We start from the raw sequence: 16222 nt of genomic DNA on the forward strand, positions 1-16222 counted from the left end.
GTTTTGCGAGGACATTTTTTATTGCTTTTTCTTCTTCATTTTTTAAACCTTTTGAAATTAATTGTTTAATTTCTTTTAAGCTAAATGTTAATTGATTTTTATATTCATTTTGAATATAAAATTTTTTTCCTCCAATTTTGATTTCTTTTTTTAGTGAATCCTTATTTTCTTTGTGTAATATATCATTTTTGTGGGAATGATGTGATTGTTTGTTTTCTTTTTGAGGAATGTTTTTATTTTCTTCGAACTGGATATTATTAAGCCATTCTTTTTTAAGTACTCCAATTGCCCTAGCATACCTTTTACTAGTTTCTATAATTTCTCCTGCTACGAAGTATTTTACTGAATCTGTGTTAATAAGTGAACCAGGATGAATTACTACGTTTTGAGCTTTTATTGTTTTGTATTTATTTTTTGAAGTTTTAAAACAAATATAGTCTTTCATTCCTCTCATTATGGATTTTAAGTATCCTTCGTGATCAATTTCATTTTTATGTACAATTGGTATATCAAAACTGCTTACAATATTTTCAAGTTGTCTTTGTACATTATTAATTTCTTCAAGTCCTTGTAAATCTAAATAATTTTCTTTTGCAAAGTCTTCTTTGTTAATGGCTTTTCTATAATCTTCAAATATATTAATAAATCCTATTAAATCTCCTAGGGAATTTTTATATTTAAGATGAGCCTGTCTGGCTTCTATTTCTTCATTTTGAGGTAGTAAAAATATTCCACTTGTTGACAGAAATGATAGTCCAATTGTTGTTGGATATATTGCTTGTTGGTAGTGCATCATTGCTTCTACTAAAGCCCTTGAATGTATTGGTATTAAGGGAAAGATTATCATGTACTTACCAATCTCTGTAAGTTCATTTTTTTCATTTATTGCATCTAGAGATTTTAATATATCACTTGCTGTTTGGATAGATTTGATTGAGGGTTTAGAAATAAAGTCAAATTTCGTAAAATTTTTAATACCAATATCTGCCATTCTCAATATTACTTCGGAGAGATCAGTTCTGTATATTTCTTCTTTTTGATATTCATCTCTTAATTGATATTCATCTCGTTTGTATAATCTGTAACATGTGCCTTTTGAAAGCCTTCCTGCTCTTCCTGCTCTTTGTGTTGCAGATGATTTTGAAATGGGTACTTCTTGTAATGAGTAGGTATGAGTTTTCATCTGGAATTTATTTGTTTTTACCTTACCACTATCAATTACTATTTTAATATTTTCAATTGTAATTGACGTTTCTGCTATGTTTGTTGATACTATAATTTTTCTTTTATTTTTTGGTGTAGGCATGAATATTTGTTCTTGTGCTTCTTTTGCCATACGACCATACAATGGTAATATTATCAAATCTTTTTTGAGGTTCAATGCATGAATTTCTTTTATTGTTTCTTTTATTTCTTTCTCTCCAGATAGAAATATAAGAATATCCCCTTCTTTTTTTTCTTTGATTATTCCAGCAATGATTTCTTTTATTTTTAGTATCATTGATTTTGATGTATTAAGTAGTGGTGGATTATAAATTATTTGTACAGGATAGGTAATCGTTTCTATGCTAAGTATTGGGGCATTGTTAAAATATTTTGAAAATATTTTTGTATTTATTGTAGCTGATGAAATTATGACTTTAAAATCATTTCTTTTATTTAATATATCTTTAAGGAGTCCTAATATAAAATCTATATTTAAGCTTCTCTCGTGAGCTTCGTCTATTATTATGACATCATATTCGTAAAGTAATGTGTCTTTTTTGAGTTCTTGTAGTAAGACGCCATCAGTCATTAATTTAATTTTTGTTTTGGGACTTATGACTTCTTGGAACCTTATCTTATAACCTACTTCTTCTCCAAGATTTACACCAATATGTTTTGCAATGTATTCTGCTATTGATATTGTGGCTATTCTTCTTGGTTGCGTTACACCAATTTTGCCAAGCTTTGCAAGTCCTGCTTCATATATTATTCTTGGTATTTGTGTAGTTTTTCCACTTCCTGTTGGACTTTCTACTATCAAGACACTATTTGTGCTTAATTTTTTAATTAAATCATCTTTGTATTTGTAAATGGGGAGTCCAAAATCATTCATATCCTACATTAGTCCAAAAACATAAGTTGCATCTATTTGATTAAGGTCGATATTAGTAGGCAAATCAACCTTTTTCCTTTTAATTTTAGCATAAAATTTATCATTTTGTTTGTAAATATAGATTTTATTTCCAATTTTGTTTTTAGATAGAGATATTATTTTTACAATAATTCCGTTTTTTGCTAATTTTGTGTCTAGTAATTTAATTGATTCTTCGAGTGTGATTTTATATGCTTTCATTTCTTTTTTTAGTGGACATATTATGCTATCGTTTTCAGTTTTAATATAGTCTCCAAAGATTCCTGTAGTAGCAATTATTTTTTCATTGGTTTTTGGATATTTGCCTATTACTTTTGGAAGGGAGAGCAATTGTAAAGCAAGTTCTAGCGTGATATTTTCATATTCTATATTTTTTGTTGAAACTTTTTTAGCTTTAATTATTTTAGGTTTTTTTGGTTTGCCTGTTTTTGTAAATCCTTGTGGTTCATAAATGTCTTCGCCGAGTTGGATAATTCCTCCGTATTTTGAATTTTTATATATTATGTTAAGTCCTGTTGCAGGATCAACCCCTAATATATTAGGTTGTATTTCTTTTTCTGTTATTATTTTTTGTATTTCATCTTTTTTATACAAATTTTCGAGAGGTGTTGTTAAATTTATTGCATAATTATTTCCATTAAAAATTAAGTATGGCCCGAATTTTCCAATATTAATTTTGTAATTAAATTGTTTGTCATTATTATATTCATATACCATTCTAAATTCTTCAGGACTGATCATAGGTTCTATTTTACTTACTGTGTTCTTGAGACCTTCTTTTCCATTATAAAATGCATTTAGATATTGTATTTTATCTAATTTGCCTATTGCAATTTTGTCTAGATTTTCTTCCATATTAGATGTGAATTGCAATTCAATTAGTATTGGAAAATATTTTTTTAAAAGATTTATGACTGCAGCTCCTTTTATTGTTGGTATTAATGTGTTATTTTGTTTAAATACATATTCTCTTTCAAATAGTGTTGATATTATTGTTGCATAAGTTGAAGGACGACCTATGCCTTCTTTTTCAAGTTTTTGTACAAGTGATGCTTCTGTATATCTTAATGGGGGTTTTGTTTCATGTTGTTCTGGTTTTATATTCAATATAGTGAATTTATCTCCTTCTTTTATAAGTGAAAAATCTATTATGTTATCTTCATGAAATTCTTTATTATTTTTCAAGAAGCCATCAAAAATAAGTTTTGTAAAATTTGCTTTGAAGGTTAAATTTTTATATTTAAATTTTATTTTTCCCATTTTTTTTATTGCATCTTTCATACAAGATAAAATGGTTCTATCCCATATTATTTTATATATTTCTTTAGCTGTTTCGCTTTCAATTTGTATTTGTTCAGGAGGAGTGAACATTTCAGAAGGTCTGATGGCTTCATGTGCATCTTGAGCCATTTTAGCCTTGGTATATATTCTGTCATTTTTTTCTATATATTCCTCTCCATATTTTTGTCTTATAATGTTTTTTATTTTTTCTTTTGCAGTTTTTGCAATCTCATAAGAGTCTGTTCTCATATAGGTTATGTATCCGCTTTCATATAGTTTTTGTGCATAACTCATAATTTGTTTTGTTCCTATTTTTAATCGTCTGTTTATTTCTTGTTGTAATGATGATGTTATGAATGGCTTTGGAGGAGTAAGTTTGATTTCTTTTGTTTCAATTGAAATTACTTCTATATTGTTTATTTGTTTTAGCTCTTTTATGATTGAATTCATTAATATTTTGTCTATAAGGATTGTTTTATTAGGCTCATGTAAAGTTCCTGTATCATTTTCAAAGTCTTTACTTTCGGCTACATTTTTATTGTCAATTTTTTCTAATGTTGGTTTAAGTTGTATATTGTTTTTGTTATGTTTACATTCAAGTGTAATTGAGTAATAGTTAGCTTTTTTAAAATTTATTCTTGATTTTTCTTTTTCTATAATTAATTGAAGTCCTACAGATTGTACTCTGCCAGCAGAAAGTCCATAGGCAATTTTTTTCCAAAGTAAAGGAGAAATAGTATATCCATAAAGTCTATCGAGTATTCTTCTTGTTTCACCGGCATTAACTAAATTCATATTAATTTCTCTTGTATTATTTAGTGAGTCAATTATTGCGCTTTTTGTAATTTCGTGAAATACCATTCTTTTGTAATTTTTGATTTGTAATACTTCTTTTAGGTGAAATGCTATTGTTTCGCCTTCTCTGTCTTGGTCAGTTGCAAGATATATTTCATCTTGGTCTTTTATGAGTTTTTTAAGTTTTTCAATAATCATTTTTTTATTACTTGGAATAATATAGAGTGGCTTAAAATCATTTTGGTAATCTATCGATAGATTTGCCCATTCAAATTTTTTATATTCTTCTGGTATTTCTTTGGCGCTGTTTGGCAAGTCTCTTATATGCCCTATACAAGCCTCCACAGAAAATGAGCTGTCTAGATATTTTTTTATTGTTGTTGCTTTTGTTGGTGATTCTACTATTATTAATCTTTTTTGTTGCATAAAACCCTTTATATATATAATATAACATAATCTATAAATTAAAAAAAGAAGGTGATCTAAAATAGCACGGTATTTTATGAGTATCTATAAAATTTTACATACATCTGATTGGCATATTGGTAAAAAAATTGGGCATTTTTCTAGAATTGGTGAACAACAACAATTCTTAAATTTTTTATTGAAATTCATTGTGAATGAAAAAATTGATCTTTTGCTTATTGCTGGTGATGTTTATGATTCAAAGAGACCTGGCATTGAAGAGCAAAAGTTGATAAATGATTTTTTTTATGAATTGTCTTTTACGTCTTGTAAATGGTGTGTAGTTATTGCTGGAAATCATGATAAGAAAGATTATTTTAATATTCATAAGAAGATACTTTCAAAATTTAATTTTTTTTTGGTAACAGGAGATGACATTGATAATCATTTAATTCTTTTAAAAGATGGTAATGATGTTAAATTTGTTATTGTATGTATGCCTTATGTTAATGAAAGATTTCTTTTAGATTCAGATTATCAAAATATAGATTTGAATAATGATGTATTTCTTGATAATTTTGAAAAAGCTTATGAAACTCGGATAACAGATATTCTTAAATTGCTCTCTGGAGATTATTTTGACGTTCCTAAGATATTAATGGCACATTCTTTTTTTTCTAGTGGTGGTATGACTGATATTATTGTTAACACCCCTATTTTGTCCGTTAATGTTTTTGGTAATGATTTTTCTTATGTTGCACTTGGACATATTCATAATTTTAAAAGATTAAAAGAGAATATAGTGTATTCGGGTTCTCCAATTCAGTATTCGTTTGATGAGGATGTTAAAAAATATGTAAACGTTTTATTTTTTTGTGATAATAAATTGGTTGAGCAAAATAGGGTTTTACTTCCTATATTTGGTAAATTGTATTTTTTGAAAGGTTCTTTTCAAGAAGTGATTAATAATTTAAATAGGATTAAGAATGAAATTTCTTATCTTTGTTATTTAAAAATTGAAATTAATGATAGGGTGAATTCAGAATTTGAGGAGCAAATTTATAATTTAATAAAATCAAGTTTCATTAATATATTTGATGTTTATTATAATTTGGAAGATTCAGGCGAAGAGTCTTTTAAAAATGAGCGTAAATTGCTTGGTAGAGATGAAGTGTTAAATAGAGATGAAAAGTATTTTTTTCAAGAAAAATTGAAAAGGGATATTGTGGGTGGTTTTAAGAGAAGAAATAAATTTAAGGAAGAAGAACTTATTGCTCTTTTTGAAGAGGTATTACTGAAGGGAAGAGCAGGGGAATATGAGGATAAATAAATTAATATTTAAAAATATTGCGTCTTATAAAGGTGAGTATGAAATTAATTTTGATGTGTCTGTTTTAAGAAGGTCTGGAATTTTTTTAATTTCTGGGAATACAGGAGCTGGAAAGAGTACAATTTTAGATTGTATTACGCTTGCTCTTTATGCACGTGTTTATAGGCTTGATAAAAATATTTCAGATTCTATCTCAAAAGGTTTTGATAGTGCTTATGTGAGACTTACTTTTACTGTTTCTGAGAAGAGATATGAATCGTTTATTGAACTTCATATAAGACAAAAAGAAACGCCAAAGAGTATGGTGCTAAATTGTCTTAGTGATGGAAACTTTATTGCAAACAGAGATGATGTTTTGGTTTATATTAAGAGTCTTTGTAGATTAGATTTTGAGCAGTTTTGCCAAACTGTTATCTTGCCCCAAGGAAATTTTCAGGAATTTTTAACTTCAAATCCAAAGAGTAAAGCATCATTTTTTTTATTCAACTTACTTTTTAAGGATTAAAAAAATATGATCTATATAACACATATAATACAAAGAATCAGATCTTACAAAATTTAATCGGGAAAAATTGATATTTTTAGATACTGAGGAAAAAAATAGAGTTAGTATTAATAAAAAGAAAATCAATGAATTAAAAGAGATTTTGAGTTTAATTGATATAGAATCTTTGAAAAAAAATCTTGATAATGTTTATAAGTTAATAGTTATCTGTGAAAGAGTTAGAGACAATTTTAAGAAATTATTTAAATAAGCAGTGTAGAATTGATAATCTAAAATTAGACTTGTCTTTTAAGATTGAGAGTCGAAAAAAATTAAAGCATGAGCATCATTTGCAGTCAAAGATCAAATCTCAGTTGGATCAAAGACTTGCATTTTATCATTCTGATGATTTTTTGGATTTAAAAAACTTTGTTAGAAGGCATATTGAATTATTAAATGATAAGAGTCAGTTTGTTTATGAATTTTCAAGAGTTCAAAAAGATTTAGAAGAATTAAAATATTTGGATTTAGATAATTTTAATTTTGATTATATAAAAGAACTATACTATGAAAATGCTATTTTTTGTGAAATAGGATTTGATGAGAAAGCTTATAATGTATTGCTTGTAAAAGAGAGACAGTTGGAAATTCAAAGGAAGAAATTGTTAGAAAAACAAAGGAAAAAGAATGTTGAAATTAAAAGTATTGCTTTAAAAGAGGTAACATTTGATTTTGATAAATATGTTTATTATGAGGCATTAAAGTTATTAAAAGGATTTTATGAAGAGTTAATATTGAAATATAAAAATGGATTGTCGTTATTGTTAAACTTGGATAATGAAAATAATGACTTTTCTCAAGTTGTTAGTATGAATATTAAGATTGATTTTTATGAAAAATTTTTGGAACATCTTATTAAAAATAAAGAATTGGTTGAAAGAGATATAGAAAATCTTAAGTTTCTTGAAGATGCATATAGAGCATATCAAGGAAAAGAAAAGTTAAAAATTAGTAATTTAAATGATCTTTTAGAATTAAATTCAAAGCTTCAAGTTTTACAATCTGAATTGGATATCTTGAGATTGGATATCTTGCGTAATAAAGAAAATAAGATTAAATGGGAAGGTTGTGTTGCAAATTTTAAGAAAAATGATTCAGAAATTTTAAAAAGAGTTGGCCAAAATTTATTTCATAAATATATAGATTATTCTGATANNAATAAGATGTTGGTTTTTGTTCCCAAATATTAAAAAAGTGTCATATTTTGAAATTAATTCTTAAAGGGTTAAATTCTAAAATTTCCTTAAACGATGTAAAAATTAAAGACAATATCGATAAAACAAAAAATTTACAGTCTAATATTAATTTACTCTTGTTCATTTTAGTGATCCTACTTTATTAGAGGAAGAATTTGAAAAATTTTTAATTTCTCAAAGAAATATAGAAAATGATCGTATGAAATTTAATGTGTGTCTTGACAATATAAACAATGAAAAATTGAAACTTGAGAGTCAAATTGAATTTATAAAACAAACTATGTTAAATTTTAAAATAGAGCTTAAAGATGAGTTAGATAATTTTACTTCTAATTTTTTAAATTTCAAAGTAGCAATGCGAGGTAATACTTGTGATACAGATCCCATTGTTTTTCTTGATTCTTTAACTCCTAGCAAAAATAGTTTGGAACATTTTTTAAAATTAAAGTTTAATTTTATGTCTCAAATTGAAGTTTTCTCTAAAGAGATTAGTAAGTATGATGCAGCTTTTTCAAGTGTACAAAATCTTCAATTAGAACTTAATGAACAGGAAATTAATTTAAGGAATATCAATAGTAAATTAATCAATATCAATGAACGTAATGATAAACTTGAAATTTTAAAAAAAATTATTACTGTATCTCCTAGTTTAAAATATTATGTTCAAAGTTTTTTGATTGATGAAATTCTTAGTATAGCGAATAAGAAATATTTAAGCATTATTCTTCCTGATTTTGATCTTGAAATTAATACAGGTAGTAGAGATTTTAATTTTTTAGTTAGGAGTAAAAGGGATGGAAATATGACTCGTAATGTTAAAACTTTATCTGGTGGTGAGAGATTTCTTGTATCTTTATCTCTCTCTTTAGCTTTTTCAGATATGATCAGGGATAGTGATCTTAAAATAGAGGCGTTTTTTCTTGATGAGGGTTTTGGAAGTCTTGATGAAGACACTTTAAAAGTAGTGATACCAAAAATTTCTGATTTACAGCGTATCGATGGGCGTCAAATAGGTATAATATCTCATGTTTCTTATTTAAAGGAAGAAATTAAGACGCAAATAGTTGTAGAGAAAGTTTCTACAGTTTCTATAATTACTATAGAGAGTTTTTAACAAATAATAACAAATTCATCTCCACCTATAATTTCTATGAAATTTAGGCGGAGATGAATTTGTTAATAAATGGATTTATTTTGATTTTGAATATATTTTTTGATGATATCAATAGAGGCTCCTCCAGTAGAAATAAGACAATAACTTTTAGACCAAAAATAAGGTTTCCAATAATATTTATCTAAATGAGTAGAATATTTTTTCCTTATAAGCCTTGACGATACTGTTTTTAGATTATTGATAAATTTAGAAGGTTGAATATTGGGGGTAAATTCTAGTAATAAATGAATATGATCCTTATCATGGTTGAATTCATTAAGGGTTATTTTCCATAAAGAACATATATTAAGTATTATTTGGTAAAGAAAAGATGAAAGCTCGGCATTTATGCATTTATGCCTATATTTAGTAACTAATACTAGGTGATAATTAATAGAATATACGCAGTAATTTATTGAAATTTAGGTGGAGATGAATTTGCAACGCAAGTTAAATATTATAAAATAACAAAACATATGGGTGCTAATAAAGCTTATAAGTACAGAATATATCCTAACACTAATCAAAAGAAATACTTTTCAAAAGTATTTGGATGCGTAAGATTTTTGTATAACAAAATGTTAAGTGATAAGAGAGACTATTATGAAAAGAATAAGAAAAGTATTAGCGTTAATCCAAGTAATTATAAAAATGAATTTCCATTTTTAAAGGAAGTTGATAGTTTAGCTCTTTGTAGCGCATGGATTGATTTAAATTCTGCGTATAGTAATTTTTTTAGAGAAATTAAAAAAGGAAATAGAACACAAGGATTTCCTAAATATAAAAGTAAGAAAAATAGACAAACCTTTAGAACTAATAATCAAAAAAACTCAATAAGAATAGAAAATGATTATATAAAGCTACCTAAGATAGGATTTGTAAAATTAGCTCTACATAGGAATATTAAAAGCAATGAACTTATTAAAAATGTAGTAGTAGAAAAAGATACTGATGATAAATATTATATTTCAGTAGCAGTTGAGTGCTTAGATGTTAAAAATAACGATAAAACTAAATGCAATAAAAAAGAGATAGTTGGTATTGATATGAGTATGAGGCATTTTCTAGTAAGTAGTGAAGGTGAGAAAATCAATCATCCCAAATGTTTACTAAAAAATGAACGTAAACTCAAGAAATGCCAAAGAAAACTATCAAAAAAACAAAAGGGCTCTAAAAATAGAGCTAAATCTAGATTAAGAGTTGCCAAGTTGCATAGGAAAATTTCAAATCAAAGAAAAGATTTTTTACATAAATTATCTTATTATTTTGTAGCTAATTATAAAAATATAGTAATAGAAAGCCTATCAATTAAAAGTATGCAAAAAGGAATGTTTGGCAAAAGTGTTAATGATTTGGGATGGCATGAGTTTGTAAGACAATTATCATATAAATCAGAGTGGTGCGGAGCCTATTTACATAAAGTTGATAGATATTTTCCATCAAGCAAGCTATGCAACAATTGCGGTATTAAAAATACAACTCTAAAATTAAGTGATATTAGGTGGAGTTGTAGGAGTTGTAACACTTTGCACGATAGAGATATAAATGCAGCTCTAAATCTTAAAGCTTATTATTATAAGGAAATAAAAACTAAGGCAGGAACTGCCTGAAGTAAAGCTTGTGGACCATGCTCTAGTGGATGACCGTTCTTATAGAACCTAAAAAGCTATCATGGGATGAAACAAGAAGCTATTTCTATAATCTTTGATTTAGAAATAGCAGTTCACTTTTTCATTGTATAATTATTTGAATATTTTAAGATATGGAGAATTGTATGAAATATTATATTGCGATTAATGTTGGAAGCACTAATAGTAAATATTCTCTTGCAGATGGTAATGGTAATTTTCTTGATAAATTCGAAGTTAAATCGGGTGCTACTGCTGATGATCAAGTTGACATTTTAGTTGATATAATTAATTCTTACAAGAGAGAGTATAATGTTGAAGGTGTTGCAATTTGTATTCCTGGCTTTGTTGATCCTAGGGGTCTTGTTATTAGAGTGAATGCCATTGAGGGTTTTACTAATTATCCTTTAAAAGAGAGGCTTGAAAATTTAACAGGAGTAAATGTTGAAATTGAAAATGATGCTAATTGTGTGGCCTTAGCAGAAAAATTTAAAGGTAATGCTGTTCATTCTAATGATTTTATTGCTTTAACGCTTGGAACAGGCATTGGTGCTGGAATATTTCTTAATGGGAAGCTTGTAAGAGGATATTCTTTTATGTCTGGTGAAATTGGATTTATGATTACCAGAGGTCTTGATAATAATATTCCTTTTAATTGTAGATGGGAATCTTTAGCTTCTGTTGCAGCTTTAAGACGAAGAGTTGCTAGTCGTTTAGAAATGGAATTGGATAATGTTTCTGGAGAATATGTTTTTGAACTTGCTGATAATGGTAATCTTCATGTTAAAAATGAAATAGATTATTTTTTTGAAACTTTATCATTTGGTATTTTTAATTTAATTTTTGTCTTAAATCCTGAAAAGATATTAATTGGAGGTGGGATAAGTTCAAGATCGGATTTAATAAGTAGAATATATGATAAATTAGAAAATTTATGGTCTTTAGAATTGGCATGTATTTATGATAATGATATTAGAAAACTTGTCAAACTTGAAACAGCTAAATTTAATAATGATTCTGGAAAAATTGGGGCGTTATATCATTATTTTGCTATAAATAGATTATTGTGTAATTTGGATGTTTAAATGGTAAAAGAGGCATGTGTTTTTAATGTATTAGAGGCTTTACGTGCTGTAGAACTTGGTGCCGATAGAATTGAACTTTGTGAAAATATGTTTTGTGGAGGAACTACACCTTCTTATGGTACCATAAAAATTTTGAAACAAATTTTGGTGGATATTCCTATTGTTGTGATGATTAGACCACGGGGTGGTAATTTTGTGTATTCTACTTTAGAGTTTCAGGTTATGCAAGAAGATATTGAAATTTGTAAAAGTCTTGGGGTTGAAGGGGTTGTTTTTGGTATTTTAAGAGATAATGGTGAAATTGATATAGAGAAAACCAAATATTTGTTGAACTTTTCTTATCCTTTAAAGGTTACTTTTCATAAAGCAATTGATGAAACTCATAATATTAAAGATTCTGTGGCTAATCTTTTGGATATTGGTGTTCACAGGATATTGACTTCAGGAGGAGGTCTTAAAGCAGAAGATTCACTTATGATACTTAAAGATTTAATATTGATGAGTCGAAATAAGGTAGAAATTGTTGTTGCTGGGAAAGTTAATAAATCTAATATTGATAATATTGATGCTATTTTGGGTGCAAAAGCTTATCATGGTAGGCTTATTGTTGGTGATTTAAGTTTATTTTAATTTTAATTTCTTGTCATTTTTTTGAATTTAGAACTTGTATTGGAAATAGGTGTATTAATTTATGTATAACATTACTTTTTATGTTTAAATTTGATGCTTCAGTATATATTAAATTTGTTATAAATATCTTTAATACTCATTTTATTAACATTAAATTGAAGTTCTATGGTATTTTTATCTTGTATTTTAGATGTTATAAGTCCTGAAATTATTATTTTTGTTGTATGTTTAAGGATACTTGGTATTAATTTTTTTGATGCAATAGAGAGTATTTTGGGGTTATTAGTGTTTAGATAAGCTTTAAAATTATATTCGTTGTCGTTTGCACTATTTGCAATGAAAATTCCTTTGTTAAAGGGAATTAAATTTGTTTTATTGATGTTGTTTGGAATTAGTTTAGTGATATCATTGATCAAAATAAATATTTCATGTTGATCAATGATATCAATGTATTTTGTTATGAGTATGTTTGTATTTTGATGAGTTATTTCTTTTTGATTGATTAATATACCTTTTTTGTCTTTAGTTGGGGTTATATATATGTTTGAATTTTTTATTTTCCATTTTGGGTTCATAAATATATTTCCGCATGATTGAAAATTCGGATGATTGTTTATTTTCCAAAATATGCTTTTGGGAAAATTGCCTGTTATTATTAATGAAAAAGTTTCTGGATTTTTTGTGTAGCTTAAATATAAATTACCAACAGTATGAAGACCTATTTTATATTTCATTTCGAATTCACTATATATGAATCTGTTTTTAGATAAATTTATATAAGCATATATATCTGATGAGGAGTCTAATAACATGATTGAAGATGTATTTTTTTTAGGTGGATGGTAAGTTAGAGTTACACATCCTATTAAAAGCATAGCAATACAAATATTAATAATTAATTTAAGCATTTTTCTATACCTATATTTACTAATATTTCCTCATCTAGTTCTAAAGTTGTTAAGGCTTTTTTATTATTAATTTCTATTGTTATTGCCAAAGTTTCAGTTTTAATATAATTTTCAAAATTGTTGATTATTTTTGTAAGTATTTCATCATTATTTGTATATAGTATTATTCTGTCAGTAACATTGAAATTACTTTCTTTTCTTAAATTTTGTACTTTCCTTATAAGTTCTCGTGATAGTCCTTCTAGATATAATTCTTCTGTAATTAAAGTATCTAGTCCTATTGTTATAGAATCTTCATTAATTACTTTTAAATTTTTTCTTTCATGTCTTTCGAGTATTATATCTTTTAGTGTTATATCATATGTATTATTGTTAATTGTAATTGTATGTTTATTGCCATTTATTATTTCTAATATGTCTTCATTGCTTAGTTTCGTTATTGCTAATGCTACTGCTTTCATATTTGTGCCGAGTTTGCTTCCAAGTTCTTTGAAATTTGCTTTTGCTTTATAAGTTACAAGTTCTTCTTCATTGGATTTTATTTTTATTTCTTTTGCATTAATCTCTTCAAGTATTATTTCTGTCATTTCTCTTAGAGTATTTTGTTCTTTATGATTTTTGGTGATGATGTATATTGTTTTAATAGGTTTTCGTATTTTTATATTGTGTGATGCTCTTAGTGCTCTTGCAATTGTTATTACTTTTCTTGTGAAATTCATTTTTTCTTCAAGTTCTATATTAATAAGTTCCTTGATTGATTGAGGATAATCATTTAAATGAATAGATTCTTTTTCATTTTTGGTCTTTAAATTTTGATATATTTCTTCTGTTAAAAAAGGGATAAATGGTGCAAGCATTAGCATTAAGTTTTTTAAAGTATAATATAATGTTTCATAAGCATCTGTTTTATCATTGTCATTTTCAGATTTCCAAAACCTTCTTCTTGATCGTCTTATATACCAGTTATTTAACTTGTCTATGAATGTAATAAGTACGTCTATTGATTTTGTTAAGTTATATTTATCTATTTCTTCGTTTAGTATTTGCTTTAAACTTTCAATTTCGCTAATTATCCATTTGTCAAGTATATTGTTTTTATATAGATTTACATGATTATTAGGTGTAAACTTGTCAATGATTGCATAAGTTATAAAAAATGAGTAAGCATTCCAAATAGGGATTATAATATTTTTTAAGACATCTTTAACCCCATCATCGCTGTATTTTAGATCATCAGCTTTTATTACTGGACTCATTATCAAATAAAGTCTTAAGGCATCTGCTCCAAATGTGTTTATTATTTGTATTGGATCTGTATAATTTTTGAGTGATTTTGACATTTTTTTGCCGTCACTAGATAATACTAGTCCATTAACTATTACATTTTTGAATGCTGTCTTTTCAAAAAGAGCAGTTCCTAAAATTGTTAATGTATAAAACCATCCTCTTGTTTGATCTAAGCCTTCTGCAATAAAATCGGCAGGGAAGATATTTTGGAATTTATCTTTGTCTTTAAATGGATAATGTTTGCTTGCGTAAGGCATTGAACCAGATTCAAACCAGCAATCTAAAACCTCACTTGTTCTAACATATGTGCCACCATATTCGCTAGGCCAGGTGATCTTATCGATTTTATCTTTATGTAAATCGATAATCTTTTGTCCTGATAATTTTTCTAATTCTTCCTTAGATCCTATACATATTTTATTTCCTGTTTTTGAACATTTCCAAATTGGTATTGGATTTCCCCAAAATCTATTTCTACTTATTGCCCAATCTCTTGCATTTTCTAGCCATTTTCCAAATCTTCCCTTTTTAAGATGTTCAGGTATCCAATTTATTTGTTCATTTGATCTTATAAGTTTTTCTTTGATTTTTTCAATATTGACAAACCATGAGCTTATAGGTCTATAAATTAGAGGTGAGTTTGTTCTATAGCAAAATGGATATCTGTGTAAATAGTTTTCTCTTTTGAATAAAAGATTCATTGATTTTAATTTTTCTATTATTTTATTATCTGCATCTTTAACAAATAATCCTTCAAAATCTTTAACTTCGCTTGTGAATTTGCATTCGGCATCTATAGGTGTTATCATATCGGTTTGAGTATTTTTTTTAAGTATTTGATAGTCTTCTTCTCCAAATGGTGCAATGTGTACTATTCCTGTTCCGTCATCGGTTGTAACGTATTCTGCTGTATGAATTTTAAAAGCTCCTTTGTTCCGTTGGTTTACAAAGTAATTAAATAGTGGTTCATATTCTATTCCCTTGAGATGTTCACCTTTAAATTGTTCTATTATTACGTATTTGTTTTCATCTTGATAGTAGTGATTTAATCTTTTTGTTCCTATTATGTATATTTCATTTTTTTCTTGATCAAGTACTTTAGAGTAATCTATGTCTTTCCCAACAGCAATTCCAAGATTTGTGGGTAATGTCCAAGGAGTTGTAGTCCATGCAAGCAGATATTCATTTTTATCTTTGATTTTAAATTTTATGGTTAATGATGGATCATGAATTTCTTTGTATTCACCAAGATTGACCTCAAAATTTGATAAAGGAGTTGCAAGTTTTGGAGAATATGGCAATACATAGTAGCTTTCATAAATTAAACCTTTATTGTAAAGGGTTTTAAATACCCACCATACGGATTCCATGAATGTTAGATCCATTGTTTTGTAATTATTCTCAAAGTCAACCCATCTTCCCAGTCGTGTTATTATTTTTTTCCATTCTTTTGTGTACCTTAAAACTATATTTCTGCATTCTTCATTAAATTTATCGATACCATATTGTTCTATTTCATATTTCCCAGATAATTTTAAAGATTTTTCTACTTCATATTCTACTGGTAATCCATGAGTGTCCCATCCAAAATATCTCTTGACATGCTTTCCTTTCATTGTTTGATATCTTGGAATTATGTCTTTAATTGTATTTGGGACAAAATGTCCAAAATGGGGAAGCCCTGTTGCAAATGGTGGACCATCATAGAATGTAAATTCTTCACATCCTTCTCGTTGTTTCATCGATTTTTCGAAAATTTTATTATAATTCCAAAATTGTAATATTTTTTCTTCTAATTGGGGAAAATGTACTTTATTTTCTACTTTTTTGAACATAAAATTTC

Annotated in this window: 10 protein-coding genes and 1 pseudogene; 6 read left to right on the forward strand and 5 right to left on the reverse strand. The window is 26.8% G+C overall.

What is annotated here, in order from left to right; translation table 11 throughout:
• Both BN1173_RS04250 and topA read right to left on the reverse strand, forming a co-directional pair.
• A partial coding sequence (locus BN1173_RS04250) for a helicase-related protein (RefSeq protein ID WP_040236858.1) occupies positions 1–2098 on the reverse strand: 2098 nt, incomplete at its 3' end.
• Positions 2099–2101: 3 nt separating this feature from the next.
• Positions 2102–4639, reverse strand: a complete 2538-nt coding sequence (gene topA / locus BN1173_RS04255; RefSeq protein WP_040236860.1) for a type I DNA topoisomerase — start codon at positions 4637–4639, stop codon at positions 2102–2104.
• A 76-nt stretch (positions 4640–4715) separates the two neighbouring features.
• Between topA and sbcD the strand changes: the two genes are divergently transcribed.
• The 3 genes from sbcD (at position 4716) to BN1173_RS04400 (ending at position 8802) form a co-directional block, all read left to right on the forward strand.
• The gene (sbcD, locus tag BN1173_RS04260; RefSeq protein WP_040236862.1) at positions 4716–5948 is read left to right on the forward strand and encodes an exonuclease subunit SbcD; all 1233 of its coding nucleotides are present in this window, start codon (positions 4716–4718) and stop codon (positions 5946–5948) included.
• Positions 5935–6453 carry an AAA family ATPase gene (locus tag BN1173_RS04390; RefSeq protein WP_246040066.1) on the forward strand — a complete coding sequence of 173 codons (519 nt, stop codon included), beginning with the start codon at positions 5935–5937 and terminating at the stop codon, positions 6451–6453. The genes sbcD and BN1173_RS04390 overlap by 14 nt, the downstream gene beginning before the upstream one ends.
• Positions 6454–7887: 1434 nt before the next feature.
• Positions 7888–8802 carry an SbcC/MukB-like Walker B domain-containing protein gene (locus tag BN1173_RS04400; RefSeq protein WP_180338387.1) on the forward strand — a complete coding sequence of 305 codons (915 nt, stop codon included), beginning with the start codon at positions 7888–7890 and terminating at the stop codon, positions 8800–8802.
• 62 nt (positions 8803–8864) lie between these two features.
• On the opposite strand, the gene tnpA is transcribed toward BN1173_RS04400, so the two are convergent.
• Positions 8865–9263: an IS200/IS605 family transposase gene (gene tnpA, locus BN1173_RS04810; RefSeq protein WP_082020259.1), complete on the reverse strand. Its 399-nt coding sequence runs from the start codon at positions 9261–9263 to the stop codon at positions 8865–8867.
• A 54-nt stretch (positions 9264–9317) separates the two neighbouring features.
• On the opposite strand from tnpA, the gene BN1173_RS04275 reads away from it, so the two are divergent.
• From BN1173_RS04275 to BN1173_RS04285, 3 genes are all read left to right on the forward strand, one after another.
• Positions 9318–10451, forward strand: coding sequence for an RNA-guided endonuclease TnpB family protein (locus BN1173_RS04275; RefSeq protein ID WP_040236864.1), 1134 nt, complete (start codon positions 9318–9320; stop codon positions 10449–10451).
• 164 nt (positions 10452–10615) lie between these two features.
• Entirely contained in the window at positions 10616–11554 is a 939-nt protein-coding gene (locus BN1173_RS04280) for an ROK family protein (RefSeq protein WP_040236866.1), read from the forward strand.
• Positions 11555–12184 (forward strand): copper homeostasis protein CutC, encoded by a 630-nt coding sequence (locus tag BN1173_RS04285; protein WP_040236868.1) that lies wholly within the window; start codon positions 11555–11557, stop codon positions 12182–12184.
• Positions 12185–12197: 13 nt separating this feature from the next.
• On the opposite strand, the pseudogene BN1173_RS04290 reads toward BN1173_RS04285, so the two are convergent.
• Positions 12198–13092 (reverse strand): annotated as a pseudogene (locus BN1173_RS04290) (lipoprotein).
• The gene (gene ileS / locus BN1173_RS04295; protein ID WP_040236871.1) at positions 13080–16214 is read right to left on the reverse strand and encodes an isoleucine--tRNA ligase; all 3135 of its coding nucleotides are present in this window, start codon (positions 16212–16214) and stop codon (positions 13080–13082) included. The pseudogene BN1173_RS04290 and the gene ileS overlap by 13 nt, the downstream one beginning before the upstream one ends.
• Positions 16215–16222 lie beyond the last annotated feature (8 nt).

Source organism: Borrelia crocidurae (genome assembly GCF_000825665.2).
Lineage (GTDB): Bacteria > Spirochaetota > Spirochaetia > Borreliales > Borreliaceae > Borrelia > Borrelia duttonii.